This is a genomic window from Hydrogenophaga sp. PBL-H3, from assembly GCF_010104355.1.
Classification (GTDB): domain Bacteria; phylum Pseudomonadota; class Gammaproteobacteria; order Burkholderiales; family Burkholderiaceae_C; genus Hydrogenophaga.
Genome location: NZ_CP044972.1, coordinates 126,312 through 144,251 on the forward strand (window position 1 = coordinate 126,312; position 17,940 = coordinate 144,251).

Below are 17,940 nucleotides of genomic sequence, written 5' to 3' on the forward strand. Positions count from 1 at the left end.
CGCCATGAACGAACTCAAGACCGACAACACCAACGCCGCCTGGCACCAGCGCCGGCTCGACGCCACACCCCGCGGGGTGGGCGTGATGGGCGACTTCTTCATCGACAAGGGGAAGAACGCCGAGTTCTGGGACATCGAGGGCCGCCGATTCATCGACTTCGCAGGCGGCATCGCGGTGCTCAACACCGGCCACGTGCACCCCAAGGTGCAGGCGGCCATCGCGGCGCAGTTGCAGCGCTTCACGCACAGCTGTTACCAGGTGGTGCCGTACACGGAATACGTGGCGCTGGCCGAGCGCATCAACGCCATCGTGCCGATCGCCGGGCCGGTGAAGACCGCGTTTTTCTCCACCGGCGCCGAGGCCATCGAGAACGCGATGAAGATCGCGCGCTACAGCACCGGGCGCACCGGCGTCATTGCGTTCGGTGGGGCGTTCCACGGCCGCAGCATGTTCTCGGTGGCGCTCACCGGCAAGGTGCAGCCCTACAAAGCCGGCTTTGGCCCGTTCCCGCCCGAGATTTACCACGTGCCGTTTCCGTGCCACTGCAGTTCGCTGGACGACACGAAGCGCGCGATGGAGCAGCTCTTCAAGTGCGACATCGAGCCCAGCCGCGTGGCGGCCATCGTGTTTGAACCGGTGCAGGGCGAGGGCGGTTTCAACCCCATCCAGCCGGCCGCGGTGAAGTGGCTGCGTGAACTGTGCGACCAGCACGGCATCTTGCTGGTGGCCGACGAGGTGCAGACCGGTTTTGCGCGCACCGGCAAGATGTTTGCCATGGAGCACTACGGCGTGAGCCCCGACCTCATGACCATGGCCAAGAGCATGGCCGGTGGCACCACGCTCTCGGCCGTGTCGGGCAAGGCCGCGATCATGGACGGCCCGGCCCCGGGCGGCCTGGGTGGCACGTACGCGGGCAACCCGCTGGCCATCGCCGCGTCGCACGCGGTGCTGGACGTGATGGCTGAAGAACGCTTGCCCGAGCGCGCGCAGAAGCTGGGCGACCAGCTCATTGGCCACCTGATTGCCAAACGCGCCGTGTACCCCAAACGAATGGGCGACGTGCGCGGCCTGGGCGCCATGGTGGCCTGCGAGTTCATCGACGCGAAAGGTGCGCCCGATGCCGACACCACGAAGAAGGTGCAGGCCGCAGCCCTCAAACGCGGCCTGCTGCTGCTGACCTGCGGCGTGTATGGCAACGTGATCCGTTTCCTCTTTCCATTGACCATCGAAGACAGCGTGTTTGCCGAGGGCTTGGCGGTGTTCGATGCTGCGCTGGCCGAGGTGCTGGCTTGAGCTTGACTTTGGATGAGCGCATCGCGGCCCTGCGCGCCCAGGGCATCCACTCGGTGCTCACCACCTTCACCGACCTGCCCGGTGGCCCCAAGGGCAAGCTGGTGCCGCTCGACGGCCTGCCCGGTGCGGTGAGCAGCGGGGCGGGGTTTTCGGGCCCCAGCATCAGCGGCACCGGCCTGCCGCGCATGGGCGCGCGCAGCGAGTACATGGGCCGCGTGGTGCCCGAGAGCCTGCGTCCGCTGCCCTTCATGCCTGGCGTGGCGCACGCGGTGTGCGACGGTTTTGCCGGCGGCGAGCCGCTGGACACCTGTTCGCGCCAGGTGCTCAAGCGCCAGGTTGAACGCTTGAAGGCGCGCGGCTGGACGCTGTGGGTCGGCATCGAGCCCGAGTTCTTCCTGCTCAATCGCAACAACCAGGGCCGCTGGCAGGTGGCTGACGCGCTGGACGGCCTCGCCAAACCTTCATACGACCTGCAGGCGATCAGCCGCAACTTCGCGTTTCTCGACGCGATGCGCCAGACGCTCACCGCGCTGGGCTTCGGGCTGCAGCAGATCGACCACGAAGACGCTTGCGGCCAGTACGAGATCAACTACCAGCACGACGACGCGCTGGCCGCGGCCGACCGCTACCAGCTCTTCAAGCTCGCCGCGCAGGCGGTGGCGGCGCAACACGGCGCTGTGTTCTCCACCATGCCCAAGCCGCTGGCGCACGCGCCGGGCAGCGGGTTGCATTTCCACCTGAGCCTGACCGACGCCAACGGCCATGCCGTGATGGCCGACCCGGCTGGCGCGCTGGGCCTGAGCACCACCGGCCACCAGTTCGCCGCCGGCCTGCTGCACCATGCCGACGCGCTGGCCGCCCTGTGTGCGCCCACGGTCAACAGCTACAAGCGCCTGGCCGCCAGCCGCAGCGCGTCGGGCACCACCTGGTCACCGGTGTGGAAAGCCGTGGGCGACAACAACCGCACCTGCCTCGTGCGCACCGTGGCCGGCCGCATCGAATGGCGCCTGCCCGACCCCTCGTGCAACGTGTACGCCGCCATCGCCGGCACGCTGGCCGCCGGCCTGTCGGGCATCGAGAAGGGTCTGCCCGCCGCCACGCCCTGCACCGACGACCTGTACGAGTTGCATGCGCGCGGTGAGCCCTTGCCCGACCGGCTGCCGCGCGACCTGTTTGCCGCGCTGCAGGCGCTGGAGCAGGACGCACCGCTGCGCGCCGCCGTGGGCGATGCGTTCTGCCACGAGTTCCTGACCCTGAAGCATGCCGAATGGGCCAGCTACAGCCAGCAGGTGAGCGACTGGGAGTTGGAGCGTTACGGTAACGCGGCCTGATCAAAGGCACCCCCCCGCGCCGCCTGCGGCGTCACCCCCTCCAGGGGGCGCACCCTGCGGCCTGGCAAAGCCAGTTCCGCGGGTGCTCTGGCTTTCGGGATAATCCGGCTGCTTGAACACCCCCGCCGCCACTGCCGCTCCCGCCGCGTCTGCCAAGACCTGGACCAAGACCGCCGACCGGCCGCTGCGCAGCTGGCGCAAGTCCGCCGGCATCTGGCTGTTTGCGCATTTCGTGGGGGTGCCGGTGCCCTGGCGTGCGGTGCGCCAGACCGACGGCGCCGAGCTGCTGGCCTTTGAGCACCAGCGCCTGCTGGCCCTGGCCGCCGCTGGTGAACACGTGCCCACCGTGCTGGCCTTCGACGGTTTCTCGCTCACCACCAGCGACATCGGCGACACGCTGGACCACGTGTTGCACCGCTCGCCCGAAGGTGAGCGCCTGGCGCTGATGTGCGCCGCCAGCGCCGACCTCGCTGCCTTCCACACCCGCGGCCACTGGCACGGCGGCGCCCAGACCCGCAACCTCACCTGGAACGGCGACCACTTCGCCCGGCTCGACTTTGAAGAGCGCCTGCAACCCGGCATGGCGCTGGCCACGGTGCAGGTGTACGACGCGCTGCAACTGCTCTTGTCCCTCGCCCGCTATCTGCAGCCGCTCGGGCCAGACGCGGTGCGCGCGGTGCTGCAGGCTTACGCCGACGCCGGCACCGGCGGCCCGGCGCTGCGCGACTTCATCGCGCACCTGCTGCCGCGCCTGGGCTGGGTGTCGAAGCTGGCGGCGTGGTCACCCCGGCTGGACGGTTCGCGTGAGCTCATGCGGCTGCGCACGGTGCTCGACGGCATGACGGGTTTTGTCGGGCGGGGTGTCTGAGGGGGCGACGCTGCTGCCGCTGTGTGGCGCGATCACCCGGAGAAATCGGGATCTTGTCGATGGCCGGGTGCCCGCTTCGTCGTGAAGACAGCAGCAACCCACAAAGGAGTCCGTCATGAAGTACCTCGGCCTTGCGTACTACAACCCCGACAAATTCGCCGCGATGACGCCAGACGACGTGCAGGCACTGGTGAGCCAATGCCCGCCTATGGACGAGAAGATGCGCGCCACTGGAAAGGTTCTGGTCTCTGCGTCACTTTCCGAGTCCAGGCACTGGATGACGCTGCGCCCCCGCGGTGGCAAGCCACAGATCAGCGACGGACCCTACACCGAGGCCAAGGAAATGGTGGGTGGTCTGTTCATCATCGAAGCCGAGAGCCGAGACGAAGCCTTGCGCCTCGCAGCCATGCACCCCGCAGCCTCGCTGGGTGAGGCGGGGGGATGGGGGATCGAGTTGATTCCCATGGACTTCTATCTGGGCTGATGCTGATCCGGGCCAGCCACCAATCGTTGATGGCCACCTGCCGTTGCGGAACGCTCAGGTCCTGTACCCCGCATCCAGCTTCTCCACCTTGCGCAGCAGCGCCGGCCAGGCCAGTTGTGACCCAAGCCCGGCCGTGGCCACGCGCATCACGTCGGCCATGCTGGCCAGGATGGCGGGGTCGACCTGGGTGAGTTCGGTGCCACCGGCCATCGCATCGATCTGGATGCGGCAGGTGTTCTCCAGCGTGTACATGGCCAGGAAGGCGTCGGGGATGGTCTTGCCCACCGTGAGCAGGCCGTGGTTGCGCAGCACGAGGTGGTTGGCTTTGCCCAGGTCGGCCTGCAGGCGCACCTTTTCTTCCGCCCGCAGGGCCACGCCTTCGTAGGTGTGGTACGCCAGCGAGGCGAGCACGAAGGTGCTTTGCTGGCTGATGGGCAGGATGCCGGCCTTCTGTGCGCTTACGGCCACGCCGGCGCGCGAGTGGGTGTGCATCACGCAGCCGGCTTCTGGCCGCGCTTCGTGCACGGCGCTGTGGATCACGAAGCCGGCCGGGTTCACCGGGAAGGGTGAGTCCAGCAGCTTGTTGCAGGCCATGTCGACCTTGACCAGGCTGCTGGCCGTGATCTCGTCGAACATGAGGCCGTAGGGGTTGATGAGGAACTGGTGTTCGCCGCCGGTGACCGAGTCGGGCAGCTTGGCGCTGATGTGGGTGAAGACCAGATCGCTCCAGCCGTAGGCGGCCACCAGCCGGTAGCAGGCGGCGAGGTCACAGCGCAGCGCCCATTCTTCGGCGCTGACCACTTCTCTGAGGGACGGGATGTGCATGGTGTGTCTCCTGGCGCGTTGGGAGTGGACGCGAGCCTTGCACTGTATGCCGCCTGGACGCGTCTGTCCTGTCCCTGCAAGGACAGACGGCCGTGCTGCCTGCGGTGAGGCGCCGATGTTCATTCGGCGCCGCCATCCCTACCGTTGAAGGTCTTTCAACTTCAAGGGGTGAGGCCGTGGCTCTACGTGCGTGTCTGGTGCTGGTGGGTGGCGTGTGGGCGGGTGTGTCGGGGGCCACGGAGATGGACTGGAGCGGGTCTTACCTGGGTGTCCATGGCGCCCATACCTCGGCGCGGACGCGCCTGTCCACGAGCACCGAATTCGTGGGCTCGGGGTACGAGCTGTCCGCCGGTACCTATTTCGAAGCCTCCAGTGTCGGTGCCATCGCGGCCTCGGGTCGGGGCGGTCTGTCGCCCAGTGCGGTCTCGGCCGGGTTGTCCTGGGGGCGCAACTGGCAGCGCGGTCGGGGCGTCGCGGGCTTCGAGGTGGACCTGGGCAACATGAACCTGCGGGGCTCCCGGTCCGCAGGCGCTGTCTACCCTTGCTGCGCGCCGTTTTCCTACCAGCTGCGCCAGTCGATCAAAGCCGATGGGTTGATCACCGCACGCGGTCGCGTGGGGTATGCGTGGCGGCGTTCCCTTCTGTACGCAACGGCGGGCCTGGCCCTGGCCCGTGTGAATGTGGACGCACAGTTCCTTGACGACGATCCGGCCGCGCGAGCCAGCACCTCGTTGTCAACGAGCCAGTGGGGGTGGGTGTTCGGCCTGGGGTATGAGCACGGTCTTGAGGGCGGCTGGTCTGTCAAGGCCGAGGTGTTGCATCTGGACCTGGGCCGTGTGTCGAGCGCATCGAACAACCTGAGCAACACCGCAGGCGCCTTCCCGGCCGACGTGTTCACCACCCGCGCCCGTCTGCGTGCCGATCAACTGCGCCTGGGGCTCAACAAACGCTGGTGAGCCCCAGGGCCGGGCTCACTTTTTCACGGAGCAGGTGTTGAAGCCCAGCATGGAGTACGGCGGGCACCAGCCCACCAGGCCGGTGAGCAGCGGCAGCACCCCGATGTAGCCCCACAGGCCCACGGTGCCGGTGGCGGCCGCGGCAATCAGGGCCAGGCCAATGGTGATGCGAAGGGCGCGGTCGATGCCGCCGACGTTTTTGGTCATGGTGTTTCTCCGTTTGACAGTGGCCACCCTGACGCGGGCGGTGTGCGGCCATTGGGCCCGCCCGCGCGCTGCGGGTATGTGACCTGGGTCACACAGGCCGCAGGCGCTCAGCGGGGTTGCAGCGCGGCGAGGGTGCGCAGGGCTGCGCTGTCGCGCACGGTGATGCACTCGCGCGAGAGTTCCACCCAGCCGTCGCGCTCGAAGCGGTGCAGCAGGCGGGTCACGATCTCGCGCACCGTGCCCAGCTCGTCGGCGAGCGCCTGGTGGGTGGCGTGCACCTGGGTGCCGTGGCCGAGCAAGGAGGCGGCCAGGCGGCTGTCCAGGCGCTGGAAAGCGATGGCTTCGATGAGGCCTGTGAGGTCGGCCAGCCGCGCGGCGAACAGGCCGAGCACGAAGTCGCGGAAGCCGGCGTGGGCCAGCGCGGCGCGAAAGGCGGCGGGTGTCAGCAGGGCCAGCCGGGTGGGCTTGACCGTCACGCCGTGGGCGCTCAGTGGCTGGTCCACGAACAGGCAGGACGACGAGACCAGGCACATCTCGCCCGGCACCACGCGGTAGAGCTCCAGCTCGCGCCCGCTGCTGGCCGAGCGCGAGACCCGAACCTCGCCGCTGAGCAGCAGCGGGAAACCGCCACACCGCTCCTGCTCGCGAAACAAGGTGGCGCCGGCGGGCACGTCCATCACCGCCAGGGACTCGGCGTCGGGGGCCGACACGGCTGCTTCCAGCGCTGGGTAGAGGTGGGCGAGGGACTGCCGGTCGGTGCTGTTCATGGGTGGTGGGGTTGGGTGTCGCGCTCCAGCCGGGTCAACCAGCCCATGGCGTGTTCGCGGCTCTCGCCGCACATCTCGGGGCCGGGCTCCAGCGAGCTGCACACCGCGGGGCGCTCGGGCAGGCCGAACAGGCGGCAGCGCAGGTCGGTGTCGAGCTGCGGGCAGGCCATGCCCGCCGGTTTGCCCAGCGGCAGGCCGGGCAGGGGCGTGCTGATGGAGGGAGCGGTGCAGCAGGCGGCGCAGCCGGGGCGGCAGGGGGTTGTGGGTGCGCGGAGGGACGCCGTGGTCATGCCCGCGATTGTCGTTCCTGCGCAGGGTGCCGGCGCTACACTGAGCCACCCCATGGCGCTTGTGACCGTTCCCGCTCCCGAAACACTGATTTCACGGCTCAGCCAGTGGCGCTTGTGGGTCTATGCCGCGCTGGCGCTGCTGCTGGGCGCGCTGGTGGTGCAGGCCGCGCACAAGGTCATGGCCGAGCTCAGCTACGACCAGATCGTCGATGCGGTGCGGGCCACACCACCGCCGGTGTTGCTGCTGGCGGTGCTGGCCACGGCGCTGAGCTATGTCGCCCTCACGTTCTACGACCTCTCTGCGCTGACCTACGCCGGTGCACGCCTGCCCTACCCGGTGGTCGGCAAAACCGCGTTCATCGCCTATGCCCTGTCCAACACCATCGGTCTGGGTGTGCTCACGGGCGGTGCGGTGCGCATGCGCCTGTACGGCGCGGCCGGGCTGGAAGCGGGGCTGATCTCGCGTGCCATCGTCTTCAACGCCGTGGGTTTCACGCTGGGCATTGCGGTGGTGGGCGCGGCCGCGCTGGTGTGGGGTTCGGCCACGGTCCAGGTCATGCTGGGGGTGCCTTCCGCGCTGTTGAAATTCGCGGGCGTGACCGTGATGGTGGCCGCAGGTGTGTTCCTCGGGTTGTGCATGCGGGGCGGTGAGCAGAAGGTGTTTCCCGGTCTGGTGTTGCGCCTGCCCAGCGCGTCCATTGCGGCGCAGCAGCTGCTGGTGTCGGCGGTGGACGTGGTGGCGGCGGCCGCGGCGCTGTGGGTGCTGTTGCCGGCGGACGCGGTGGCGTTCCCCGCCTTCGTGGGGTTTTTTGCGCTGGCCATCGCGCTGGGCGTGATCAGCCATGTGCCGGGCGGCCTGGGGGTGTTTGAAGCCGTGATGCTGCTGGCCCTGGGCCAGCGGGTGCCGGCCGAGCAGCTGGCGGGTGCGCTGGTGCTCTACCGCGTGATCTACCACCTGCTGCCGCTGGCGCTGGCCGTGGCCTGGCTGGCGGCCACCGAGTGGCGCCGGGGCGCGGCCACACCGGTGGTGAAGGCGGCCACCAGCCTGTCGCCGCTGCTGCTGTCGGCCTTCACCTGGGTGGTGGGCGTGGCGCTGCTGGTCTCGGGCGTGACGCCGGCCACGCAGGACGCCACCGACCTGCTCACCCAGACCATGCCGCTGCCGGTGGTGGAGGCGGCGCACTTCCTGGGCAGCATCGTCGGGCTGGCCCTGTTGTTCGTGGCGCGCGGCATGTTCCTGCGGCTGGACGCTTCGTGGTGGGCCGGCCTGGTGCTGGTGCTATTGAGCCTGGTGTTGTGCCTGCCCAAGGGCATCGCGGTGTCCGAGGCGGTGTTGTTGATCGTGCTGGGCACGTCGCTGGCGCTCTCGCGCCGCCACTTCAACCGCCAGGCCGCGCTGTTCTCGCAGGCCTTCACCTGGGGCTGGCTGGCGGCGGTGGCGGCGGTGCTGGCCGCGCTCACGGCGCTGCTGTTTTTTGTCTACCGCGATGTCGAATACGTGAACCAGGTGTGGTGGCAGTTCGAGTTCGACGGCTACGCACCGCGCTCGCTTCGCGCGATGGTGGGGGTGGCCGTGATCACGCTGATGCTGGCCTTGAGCCAGCTGTTGCGCCGCCCGCGCACCGCGCTTGTGAAGCCGGACCCCGGCGCGCTCGACCAGGCAGCGCGCGTGGTGCGCGCGCAGGGCTCGGCGGGTGCCGGACTGGTGATGATGGGCGACAAGAGCCTGATGGTGTCGGACTCGCAGCGGACCTTCATCATGTTCGGGCGGCGCGGGCGCTCGTGGGTGGCCCTGTACGACCCGGTCGGGCCTGTGGCCGAGTGGACTGAGCTGGTCTGGCGCTTCGTGGAGCAGGTGCGCGAAGCCGGTGGGCGCGCGGCCTTCTACCAGGTGCGCCCCGAGGCGCTGCCGGTGTACCTGGACGCGGGCCTGCGTGTCTACAAGCTGGGCGAATGTGCGCTGGTGGATCTGCCCGGCTTCAGCCTGGAGGGCAAGCGCCGCGCCAACCTGCGCCATGGCGTGGCGCGTGCGCAGCGCGAAGAGCTGCGTTTCGAGGTGCTGGCCCCTGGTCAGGCCGAGGGCGTGTTCGACGAGCTGGAGGCGATCTCGAACGCCTGGTTGAGCGACCACAACACGGCTGAAAAGTCGTTCTCGCTCGGCGCTTTCCGCCGCGATTACGTGCTGCGCCAGCCGATCGCCGTGGTACGTCAGGCCGATCGGCTGGTGGCCTTTGCCACGCTGCTGTGCACCGACCAGAAGCAGGAGGCCAGCGTGGACCTGATGCGCCAGCTGCCGGATGCGCCGCGCAGCTCGATGGATTTCTTGTTCGCGCAGACGCTGCTGCACTTCAAGGCCGAGGGATACCAGCGCTTCAACCTGGGCATGGTGCCGCTCTCGGGCATGGCCCAGCATCCGCTGGCACCCAACTGGCACCGGCTGGGCCGCCTGCTGTTCAACCACGGCGAGAACTTCTATAACTTCCAGGGTCTGCGGGGTTTCAAGGAGAAATTCGACCCCACCTGGGAGCCCCGTTACCTCGCCTGCCCGGGCGGTTTTGCACCTTTTTTCATCCTCGCCGACGTGGCCGCGCTCATCGCCGGCGGCCTGCGCCGGGTGATCACCAAATGAACCTCATTGCCACCTCCCTCCTGTCCGCGGCCCTGGCGCTGGGCGCCGCCGCGCCGGCCCACGCGCAGGAAAAGATCTCGCACGGCAATTTCAAGGACGTCTCGCTGGTCCGACCCAAGGGCGAGGCGAAGTCGTTTGTGCTGTTCCTCTCGGGTGACGCCGGCTGGACGCCCGCACTTGCCGCCCAGGCGCAGGCCCTGGCCGAGCAGGGCGCCGCGGTGGCGGGCATCCACACGCCGAACATGCTCGCGCGCATCGGCAAGGACAGCGGCGACTGCCTGCTGCCCGACGGCGACCTGGAAAACCTTTCGCATTTTCTGCAGGGCTACGCGCGCCTGCCGGCGTATTTCCCGCCGCTGCTGGTGGGCCCGGGCCTGGGCGGCACGCTGGCCTACGCCATGCTCGCGCAGGCGCCCGAAGACACCTTTGCCGGCGCCATCTCCATGGGCTTCTGCCCCGAGCTGGCCTTGAAGAAGCCGCTGTGCAAAGGCGAGGGCGTGCACTTCACCCAGCGAACCCGTGGCGCCCCCTTGGCGCTGCTGCCCACGACGAAGCTGCGAGCGCCCTGGGTGGCGCTGCAGGGCAGCGAAGACAAGCTGTGCAGCCCGGCGGCGGCGCAGAAGTTCGTGGCCCAGGTGGGTGGCGCTGAACTGGTGCAGGTGCCGGGCGCGGACCACGCCGGTGCCACGGGTCCCGGTGCGCTGAATGCGCTGCTGGCCGCGCACCAGAAGCTCACCAAAGACCTGGTGGTGGCACCGGTGGCGCCCGAGAGCGGCGTGGCCGACCTGCCGCTGGTGCTGGTGCCCAGCACCGTGCCGTCGGACACCCTGGCCGTGCTGCTCTCGGGTGACGGTGGCTGGGCCGGCATCGACAAACAACTGGCGGCCAAGCTGGCGGCCGCCGGGATGCCGGTGGTGGGGCTTGATTCGTTGCGCTATTTCTGGTCGGCCCGCACGCCCGATGGCCTGGCGCAAGACCTCGACCGCGTGATGCGCACCTTTGCCGTCCAGTGGAAGAAGAGCCGCGTGGTCTTGATCGGTTATTCGCAGGGCGCCGACGTGTTGCCGTTCGCAGTCAACCGCCTGCCCGCCACCTCCAGCACGCTGCTGGCCCACACCGTGCTCATCGGGCCGGGCGAAAAGGCCTCGTTTGAATTCCGCCTGACCAACTGGGTCAGCAAGAACACCGCGGGCTTGCTGCTGATGCCCGAGCTGCAGAAGATGACTGCGGCCAAAACGCTGTGCATTTACGGCACCGACGACCGCGAGACCCTGTGCCCGCACGTGTCCACCGAGTTCGTGACCCCGGTGCCCATGGCCGGGGGCCACCACTTTGACGGTGTCTACCAGAAGCTGACCGATCAGATCCTGCAGCGCACCAAGGCGCCTTGAGCGCGCTCTCTCAGGGCCGCAGGCGCTGGCCGGCCCACAAGACCTGGTCGACCACGCCGTGCACCGCGTTGCGCGCAGCCTCGGTGGAGAGTTGACCGTCGGGGTCGAAAGCTTCGCCAGCCCTGGACAGGGCAAACTGCTTCGGCGCCACCCAGCACTGCAAATTCAGGAGCAGTGGAGTGAGGTGAGACAAGCTTCTCAGTCCGCCAAGGGCACCTGGTGAGGCGCTCAGCAAGCCCACCACCTTGCCGGCAAATGGCTTGGCGCCGCTGGCCCAGAGCGGGTCACCCTTGATGGGGCTGGACACCCAGTCGATGGTGTTTTTCAGCAGCGCGGTGTAGCTGCCGTTGTACTCGGGCGATGCAATGATCCAGGCCGGGTGGGCGTGGAAGAGTTCCTTGAGCCTGACGGCGGCGGCGGGCGTGCCGCGCGCCTCCAGCTCGGCGTTGTAGATCGGCAAATCGAAGTCGGCCAGCTCGATGTGGGTGACCTGTGCGCCTTCGGCCTGGGCACGCCCGGCGGCGACGGTGGCGAGTTTGCGGTTGAAGGATTGGCTGCGGGTGCTGCCGGCGAAAACGAGGAGGGGTAGGGGTTGGGTCATGCCGCCATTGTGGCGGCCTTCGATCAGAAGGCGCTGTCGAAGTAGTCGCCCTCTTCAGGATCGGGTGGCGGTGGAGGTGGCGGTGGCGGTGGCGGGGGAGGGGGAGGGGGAGGGGGAGGGGGTGGTGGTGCGGGGATCGCCGCGGGTGCCGGCGCTGGCGCTGGCGGGCAGCGCGTGCTGGACAAGCCCCAGGCGATCTGGAAGCGGTCCAAGACCAGGTCGCGGCTGAAGGTGACGGTGGTGCGTTGGAAGCTGTAGCCCACACTCACGTCCAGGCCGATCCGACGGCCCTCGCCGGGGAAGAAGCTCACGCCCGCGGCCAGCACCGGCTGGTGCCGGCGGTCCGAGGACAGGATCTTGAAAGTGACGCCGGTGTCGCCGCCGAGATTGTGACTGATGCCGAACATGAAGCCGGCGCCGGCGTGGACATTGAGGCAGACCAGGGCGGCGGAGCTGGCCACAAGCCAGGGTGTTTTCATGGGAATCCTTGCTGCGTTCTGCCCGGGAGTGGGCTGACGCTCAGGGTAGGAATCCGCTGGAATCACCGCCATCCGGGCACCGCGCTAGTGCCTGCGGGGCTTGGCCGTTGACCGGATGGCGGGGCAGGGCAGAAATGTTGCAACGGTGGGACAATCGCGGGTTGCCCGGGGCGCCGGGCCGACAGCACCCCGGAAGCGATCACCACCATGTTGTACCCCCAGGAATTTGACGTCATCGTCGTTGGCGGCGGCCACGCCGGCACCGAAGCCGCGCTTGCGGCCGCCCGCATGGGACAACGCACCCTGCTGCTGACCCACAACATCGAGACCTTGGGCCAGATGAGTTGCAACCCCAGCATCGGCGGCATCGGCAAGGGCCACCTGGTGAAAGAGGTGGACGCCATGGGCGGCGCGATGGCGCTGGCCACCGACGAAGGCGGCATCCAGTTCCGCATCCTCAACAGTTCCAAGGGTCCGGCCGTGCGCGCGACCCGCGCCCAGGCCGACCGCGTGCTTTACAAGGCCGCCATCCGCCGCACGCTGGAGAACCAGCCCAATCTCTGGCTGTTCCAGCAGGCGGTGGACGACTTGATGGTGGAGGGCGACCGCGTGGTGGGCGCCGTCACGCAAGTGGGCATCGCCTTTCGCAGCCGCACCGTTGTGCTGACCGCCGGCACCTTCCTCGACGGCAAGATCCATGTGGGCCTGAACAACTACGCGGCCGGCCGCGCGGGCGACCCACCCGCTGTGTCGCTTTCGGGGCGCCTGAAAGAGTTGAAGCTGTCACAGGGCCGCCTGAAAACCGGCACGCCGCCGCGTCTGGATGGCCGCAGCATCGATTACAGCCAGTGCACCGAGCAGCCCGGCGACGGCGTGCCCGGCGGCATGAACGCCGACAAGCCCGTGCCGGTGTTCAGCTTCATGGGCCAGGTGGCCATGCACCCGCAGCAGGTGCCGTGCTGGATCACGCACACCAACGAGCGCACGCACGACATCATCCGCTCCGGCTTCGACCGCAGCCCCATGTTCACCGGCAAGATCGAGGGCGTGGGGCCGCGCTACTGCCCCAGCGTGGAAGACAAGATCAACCGTTTCGCCGACAAGGACAGCCACCAGATCTTTCTGGAGCCCGAAGGCCTGACCACGCACGAGGTCTACCCCAACGGCATCTCCACCAGCCTGCCGTTCGACATCCAGTACCAGCTGGTGCGCAGCATGAAGGGCCTGGAGAACGCACACATCCTGCGCCCGGGCTACGCCATCGAATACGACTACTTCGATCCGCGTTCGCTCAAGAGCAGCTTCGAGACGAAACAGATCCAGGGTCTGTTTTTTGCCGGCCAGATCAACGGCACCACGGGCTACGAGGAGGCCGCGGCCCAGGGCATGTTCGCCGGCATCAACGCTGCCTTGCAGTGCCGGGGCGAGGACGCCTGGCTGCCACGCCGCGACGAGGCTTACCTGGGCGTGCTGGTGGACGACCTCATCACCCAGGGCGTGACCGAGCCCTACCGCATGTTCACCAGTCGGGCCGAGTTCCGGCTGCAGCTGCGCGAAGACAACGCCGACATGCGCCTGACCGAAGCTGGCCGGCGCATGGGTTTGGTGGGCGACGCGCAGTGGGACGCCTTCTGCCGCAAGCGCGACGCTGTTTCACGTGAAACAGAGCGCCTGAAAGCCACCTGGGTGAACCCGCGCAGCTTGCCAGCCGCCGAATCGGAGCGGGTGCTGGGCAAGGCCATCGAACACGAACACAACCTGTTTGACCTGCTGCGCCGCCCCGGCGTGGCCTATTCGGAACTTGTGGGGCTGGACGGTGGCAAGTACGCCGGCCCCGACGTTTCACGTGAAACACTGGGTGATCTGCTGGAGCCGGTGGTGGAGCAGGTGGAGATCGCGGCCAAGTACTCGGGCTACATCGACCGCCAGAAAAACGAAGTGGAGCGGGCATCTCACTACGAAGGCCTGAAGCTGCCGACCGATCTGGACTATCTGCAGGTGACTGCGTTGTCGTTCGAGGCTCGGCAGAAGCTGGCCAAACACCGGCCCGAGACGCTGGGCCAGGCCTCGCGCATTTCGGGCATCACGCCCGCGAGCATCTCGCTGCTGCTGATCCACCTGAAGAAGGGTGGCTTCAAGGGCTTCGCCACGCTGGCGGTTGCGGCGGACGCCGAGGCATGAGCGACTTGAGGACCACCCTGCAGGTCGGCCTGCAGTCGCTCCAGCTCGCGCTCGACGAGCGTCAGGTCGGCCTGTTGCTCGACTACCTGGGCCTGCTCCAGAAGTGGAACAAGGTCTACAACCTCACCGCCGTGCGCGATCCTGCCGAGATGATGACGCACCACCTGCTCGACAGCCTGGCCGCAATCACACCCTTGCTCAGGCAAGTGGGCGATCGGTCGGTGAAGCTGCTGGACGTCGGCTCCGGCGGCGGTCTGCCTGGCGTGGTGATCGCCATCGCCTGCCCGCAGATCGATGTGACCTGCGTGGACACGGTGGCCAAGAAGGCCGCCTTCATTCAGCAGGCGGCGGCCACGCTGAAGCTGCCCAACCTGCGCGGGCTGCACGCTCGGGTGGAGAGCCTCAACGCCTTGTCGGGGCAGGGCTACGACGTGGTGTGTTCGCGTGCCTTTGCCTCACTGGTGGATTTCACGAACTGGTCGAAGAGCGCCCTGAACGAAGGCGGTGTCTGGATGGCCATGAAGGGCAAACACCCCGGCGACGAGCTGGAGACGCTGGCGTCTGCACGTCCTGGAGTCGATGTGTTTCACGTGGAACAGCTTCAGGTGCCCGGCTTGGATGCCGATCGCTGCATTGTCTGGATGCGCCCCAACCCCGACGCTGTAGCCTGAGCATCACAGGCGCGCCGGGCAGGGCGGTGTCGCGCAAACCCTTCACGTAAACTCGACCCTCCACTTCCCGGGGGTTCTCCATGTTCGGCATCGCAGATTACGGCGCATTCGCCGCCGCCATCGTCGTGTTCTTGCTCATCCCGGGGCCAGGCAATCTGGCACTGGTCACCTCCACCAGCAAGGGTGGTATTAGGGGTGGACTGGCGGCCACGCTGGGCGTGATGGCCGGGGATCAGGTGCTGATGTGGCTCGCCGTGGCCGGCGTGGCGGCCTTGCTGGCAGCCTACCCAGCCGCCTTCAGCGCGGTGCAGTGGCTGGGCGCAGGTTATCTGGCTTGGCTCGGTTTCAAAATGCTCGTCGCCAAACCAGGCGACGCGCCCATCCTCAACATCCGCCCGCGTCAGTATTTTCAGCAGGCCATCGTCATCACCCTGCTCAACCCCAAGGCTGTGGTGTTCTACATGGCCTTCTTCCCGCTGTTCGTGGACCCGGCCCGTCACCAGGGACTGGTCACCTTCGGCGCCATGGCCGCCACCATTGCTGTGCTCACCTTCGCCTATGGCCTGGTCGTGACCTTGCTCACCCACTTTCTGGCCGAGCGCATGCGCGCCAACCCCGTCATTGGGCGAGTCCTGGAGAAAGTCGCCGGCGTCTTTCTCATCGGTTTCGGCATCAAGTTGGCCATCTCCAAATAAGAAGAACACATGGCCAAAATCTTTTGCATCGCAAACCAGAAGGGCGGCGTCGGCAAGACCACCACCACGGTGAACCTGGCCGCTGGCCTGGCCAAGGTGGGCCAGCGTGTCTTGATGGTCGACCTCGACCCCCAGGGCAACGCGACCATGGGTTCGGGTGTGGACAAGCGGCAAATGGCGCTCTCGGTCTACGACGTGTTGCTGGAGTCGGCTTCGGTGGCCGAGGCGGCGGTGTACTCGGAGAAGTGCGGTTACCACGTGCTCGGCGCCAACCGCGAACTGGCCGGCGCCGAGGTGGAGCTGGTGGAGGTGGAGCGGCGCGAGAAGCGCCTGAAGACCGCGCTGGCAGAGGTGCTCGACAGCTACGACTTCGTGCTGATCGACTGCCCGCCGTCCCTGAGCATGCTCACCCTCAACGGCCTGTGCGCCGCGCACGGTGTGATCGTGCCCATGCAGTGCGAGTACTTCGCGCTCGAAGGCCTGACCGACCTGGTCAACACCATCAAACAGGTGCACGCCAACCTCAACCACGATCTCGCGATCATCGGCCTGCTGCGCGTGATGTTCGACCCGCGCATCACCCTGCAGCAGCAGGTGAGTGACCAGCTCAAGGCCCACTTCGGCGACAAGGTGTTCGACACCGTGATCCCGCGCAATGTGCGCCTGGCCGAAGCGCCGAGCTACGGTCTGCCCGGTGTGGTGTTCGACCCGTCCGCTCGTGGCAGCCAGGCTTTCGTGACCTTCGCGGCCGAGATGGTGGCGCGCATCGGCAAGTTGTGAGCGAAGCGCTGATTCACGTGAAACCCCAGAACGTCCTCATCCTGCCCGGCTGGCAGAACAGCGGCCCCGACCACTGGCAAAGCCGCTGGGAAGCGGCACACGGCTACCGTCGGGTGGACCAGCACGACTGGCTGCAGCCCCGCCGTGGCGACTGGATCGCCCGACTGGAGGAGGTGCTGTTCACCTGTGACGAACCCGCCGTGCTCGTAGCCCACAGCCTGGGTTGCCTGCACACGGCGGCCTGGGCCGCGCACTCGCAGAACACTGCGCGGGTGAAAGCCGCGCTGCTCGTTGCACCCGGCGACGCCGAGCGCGAGGAAATGCGCCCAGTGCTGCCCAGCTGGTCGCCCATTCCCATGCATCGCCTGCCGTTCCCCAGCGTGCTGGTGGGCAGCCGCAACGACCCGTATTGCAGCTTCGAGCGCGTGCAGGCACTGGCCGCCGCCTGGGGCTCGCGCTTCGTCGATCTGGGCGAGGCCGGTCACATCAACGCCGAGTCCGGCCTGGGCGACTGGCCGGCCGGCCACGCGGTGCTCGCCGAACTCATGAACCTCTGACTCTCGAAAGACGACCCATGGTCACCAAAAAACCCAAGGGCCTCGGCCGTGGACTCGAAGCCCTGCTGGGCCCCAAAGTGTTGGACGTTGCACCGGTTGAGCCCGGCAGCCTGCCCTCCAACCTGCCGCTCACCGAGCTGGTGGCGGGCCAGTACCAGCCGCGCACGCGCATGGACGAGGGCGCACTCTACGAGCTGGCCGAGAGCATCAAGGCCCAGGGGGTGATGCAGCCGATCCTGGTGCGCAAGCTGGCCGGCGGCCCGAACGCCGGCAAGTTCGAGATCATTGCCGGCGAGCGCCGCTTCCGCGCCTCGAAGCTGGCCGGGCTGGACAGCGTGCCTGTGCTGGTGCGCGACGTGCCCGACGAGTCGGCCGCCGCCATGGCGCTGATCGAGAACATCCAGCGCGAAGACCTCAACCCGCTGGAAGAAGCCCACGGCCTGCAACGCTTGGTGAAAGAGTTTGGGCTCACTCACGAACAGGCCGCCCAGGCGGTGGGCCGCTCGCGCAGCGCCGCCAGCAACCTGCTGCGCCTGCTGCAGCTGGCCGAGCCGGTGCAAACCATGCTGATGGCTGGCGACCTCGACATGGGCCACGCGCGCGCCTTGCTGGCGCTCGACAAGGCCAGCCAGATCACCGCCGGCAACCAGATCGCGGCGAAAAAAATGTCGGTGCGCGAGGCCGAGAGTCTGGTGAAGAAGCTCGGCGCCGAGTTCGCGCTGTCGCCTCAGAAGCTCAAGAAAGACAAGTCGCGCGACATCCGCCGCGTGGAAGAAGAGTTGTCCGACCTGTTGATGGCCGAGGTCGAGGTGCGCGTGAAGAAGCGCGTCAAGCGCCACGGCCGTGTTGAAGAAATGGGCGAACTGGCCATCCAGTTCGGCTCGTTGGACGAACTCAACGGCCTGATCGACAAGCTGCGCGGCGGCCGCTGAGC

Annotated in this window: 19 protein-coding genes; 13 read left to right on the plus strand and 6 right to left on the minus strand. The window is 67.8% G+C overall.

Annotation, left to right across the window (positions count from 1 at the left end):
- Window positions 1-4 precede the first annotated feature (4 nt).
- The 4 genes from gabT to F9Z44_RS00585 all read left to right on the plus strand — a co-directional run bounded on the left by gabT (window position 5) and on the right by F9Z44_RS00585 (window position 3,977).
- Window positions 5-1,294: a 4-aminobutyrate--2-oxoglutarate transaminase gene (gene gabT / locus F9Z44_RS00570; protein ID WP_159608532.1), complete on the plus strand. Its 1,290-nt coding sequence runs from the start codon at window positions 5-7 to the stop codon at window positions 1,292-1,294.
- Window positions 1,291-2,625: a type III glutamate--ammonia ligase gene (locus F9Z44_RS00575; protein ID WP_159602641.1), complete on the plus strand. Its 1,335-nt coding sequence runs from the start codon at window positions 1,291-1,293 to the stop codon at window positions 2,623-2,625. The genes gabT and F9Z44_RS00575 overlap by 4 nt, the downstream gene beginning before the upstream one ends.
- Window positions 2,626-2,737: 112 nt before the next feature.
- Window positions 2,738-3,493, plus strand: a complete 756-nt coding sequence (locus F9Z44_RS00580; RefSeq protein WP_159602644.1) for a hypothetical protein — start codon at window positions 2,738-2,740, stop codon at window positions 3,491-3,493.
- A gap of 115 nt (window positions 3,494-3,608) precedes the next feature.
- The gene (locus F9Z44_RS00585; protein WP_159602647.1) at window positions 3,609-3,977 is read left to right on the plus strand and encodes a YciI family protein; all 369 of its coding nucleotides are present in this window, start codon (window positions 3,609-3,611) and stop codon (window positions 3,975-3,977) included.
- Between the two features lie 54 nt (window positions 3,978-4,031).
- Here the strand turns inward: F9Z44_RS00585 and F9Z44_RS00590 are convergent, their stop codons facing one another.
- On the minus strand, window positions 4,032-4,802 hold the full coding sequence (locus F9Z44_RS00590; RefSeq protein ID WP_159602650.1) for a class II aldolase/adducin family protein: 771 nt from the start codon (window positions 4,800-4,802) through the stop codon (window positions 4,032-4,034).
- Window positions 4,803-4,978: 176 nt separating this feature from the next.
- On the opposite strand from F9Z44_RS00590, the gene F9Z44_RS00595 reads away from it, so the two are divergent.
- Window positions 4,979-5,758: an outer membrane protein gene (locus F9Z44_RS00595; protein WP_159602653.1), complete on the plus strand. Its 780-nt coding sequence runs from the start codon at window positions 4,979-4,981 to the stop codon at window positions 5,756-5,758.
- A gap of 15 nt (window positions 5,759-5,773) precedes the next feature.
- Here the strand turns inward: F9Z44_RS00595 and F9Z44_RS00600 are convergent, their stop codons facing one another.
- From F9Z44_RS00600 to F9Z44_RS00610, 3 genes are all read right to left on the minus strand, one after another.
- Entirely contained in the window at window positions 5,774-5,965 is a 192-nt protein-coding gene (locus F9Z44_RS00600; protein WP_159602656.1) for a YgaP family membrane protein, read from the minus strand.
- A 107-nt stretch (window positions 5,966-6,072) separates the two neighbouring features.
- Window positions 6,073-6,732 (minus strand): Crp/Fnr family transcriptional regulator, encoded by a 660-nt coding sequence (locus tag F9Z44_RS00605; RefSeq protein ID WP_159602659.1) that lies wholly within the window; start codon window positions 6,730-6,732, stop codon window positions 6,073-6,075.
- Window positions 6,729-7,022 (minus strand): YkgJ family cysteine cluster protein, encoded by a 294-nt coding sequence (locus tag F9Z44_RS00610; protein ID WP_159602662.1) that lies wholly within the window; start codon window positions 7,020-7,022, stop codon window positions 6,729-6,731. The genes F9Z44_RS00605 and F9Z44_RS00610 overlap by 4 nt, the downstream gene beginning before the upstream one ends.
- Window positions 7,023-7,074: 52 nt before the next feature.
- Here F9Z44_RS00610 and mprF point away from each other — a divergent pair, with 52 nt between their 5' ends.
- Both mprF and F9Z44_RS00620 read left to right on the plus strand, forming a co-directional pair.
- Window positions 7,075-9,651 (plus strand): bifunctional lysylphosphatidylglycerol flippase/synthetase MprF, encoded by a 2,577-nt coding sequence (gene mprF, locus F9Z44_RS00615; protein WP_159602665.1) that lies wholly within the window; start codon window positions 7,075-7,077, stop codon window positions 9,649-9,651.
- The gene (locus F9Z44_RS00620; protein ID WP_159602668.1) at window positions 9,648-11,042 is read left to right on the plus strand and encodes an AcvB/VirJ family lysyl-phosphatidylglycerol hydrolase; all 1,395 of its coding nucleotides are present in this window, start codon (window positions 9,648-9,650) and stop codon (window positions 11,040-11,042) included. Before mprF ends, F9Z44_RS00620 begins: the two co-directional genes overlap by 4 nt.
- A 10-nt stretch (window positions 11,043-11,052) precedes the next feature.
- On the opposite strand, the gene F9Z44_RS00625 is transcribed toward F9Z44_RS00620, so the two are convergent.
- Window positions 11,053-11,643, minus strand: a complete 591-nt coding sequence (locus F9Z44_RS00625) for an NADPH-dependent FMN reductase (RefSeq protein WP_159602671.1) — start codon at window positions 11,641-11,643, stop codon at window positions 11,053-11,055.
- 23 nt (window positions 11,644-11,666) lie between these two features.
- Window positions 11,667-12,122 (minus strand): hypothetical protein, encoded by a 456-nt coding sequence (locus F9Z44_RS00630; protein WP_162147739.1) that lies wholly within the window; start codon window positions 12,120-12,122, stop codon window positions 11,667-11,669.
- A gap of 207 nt (window positions 12,123-12,329) precedes the next feature.
- Here F9Z44_RS00630 and mnmG point away from each other — a divergent pair, with 207 nt between their 5' ends.
- From mnmG to F9Z44_RS00660, 6 genes are all read left to right on the plus strand, one after another.
- Window positions 12,330-14,303 carry a tRNA uridine-5-carboxymethylaminomethyl(34) synthesis enzyme MnmG gene (gene mnmG, locus F9Z44_RS00635; protein WP_159602674.1) on the plus strand — a complete coding sequence of 658 codons (1,974 nt, stop codon included), beginning with the start codon at window positions 12,330-12,332 and terminating at the stop codon, window positions 14,301-14,303.
- Window positions 14,300-14,974 (plus strand): 16S rRNA (guanine(527)-N(7))-methyltransferase RsmG, encoded by a 675-nt coding sequence (gene rsmG, locus F9Z44_RS00640; RefSeq protein WP_159602677.1) that lies wholly within the window; start codon window positions 14,300-14,302, stop codon window positions 14,972-14,974. The genes mnmG and rsmG overlap by 4 nt, the downstream gene beginning before the upstream one ends.
- A gap of 80 nt (window positions 14,975-15,054) precedes the next feature.
- On the plus strand, window positions 15,055-15,669 hold the full coding sequence (locus F9Z44_RS00645) for a LysE family translocator (RefSeq protein ID WP_159602679.1): 615 nt from the start codon (window positions 15,055-15,057) through the stop codon (window positions 15,667-15,669).
- Window positions 15,670-15,678: 9 nt separating this feature from the next.
- Window positions 15,679-16,449 (plus strand): ParA family protein, encoded by a 771-nt coding sequence (locus tag F9Z44_RS00650; RefSeq protein WP_159602681.1) that lies wholly within the window; start codon window positions 15,679-15,681, stop codon window positions 16,447-16,449.
- A gap of 17 nt (window positions 16,450-16,466) precedes the next feature.
- The gene (locus F9Z44_RS00655) at window positions 16,467-17,006 is read left to right on the plus strand and encodes an RBBP9/YdeN family alpha/beta hydrolase (RefSeq protein WP_159602683.1); all 540 of its coding nucleotides are present in this window, start codon (window positions 16,467-16,469) and stop codon (window positions 17,004-17,006) included.
- Between the two features lie 17 nt (window positions 17,007-17,023).
- Entirely contained in the window at window positions 17,024-17,938 is a 915-nt protein-coding gene (locus F9Z44_RS00660) for a ParB/RepB/Spo0J family partition protein (RefSeq protein WP_159602685.1), read from the plus strand.
- Window positions 17,939-17,940 lie beyond the last annotated feature (2 nt).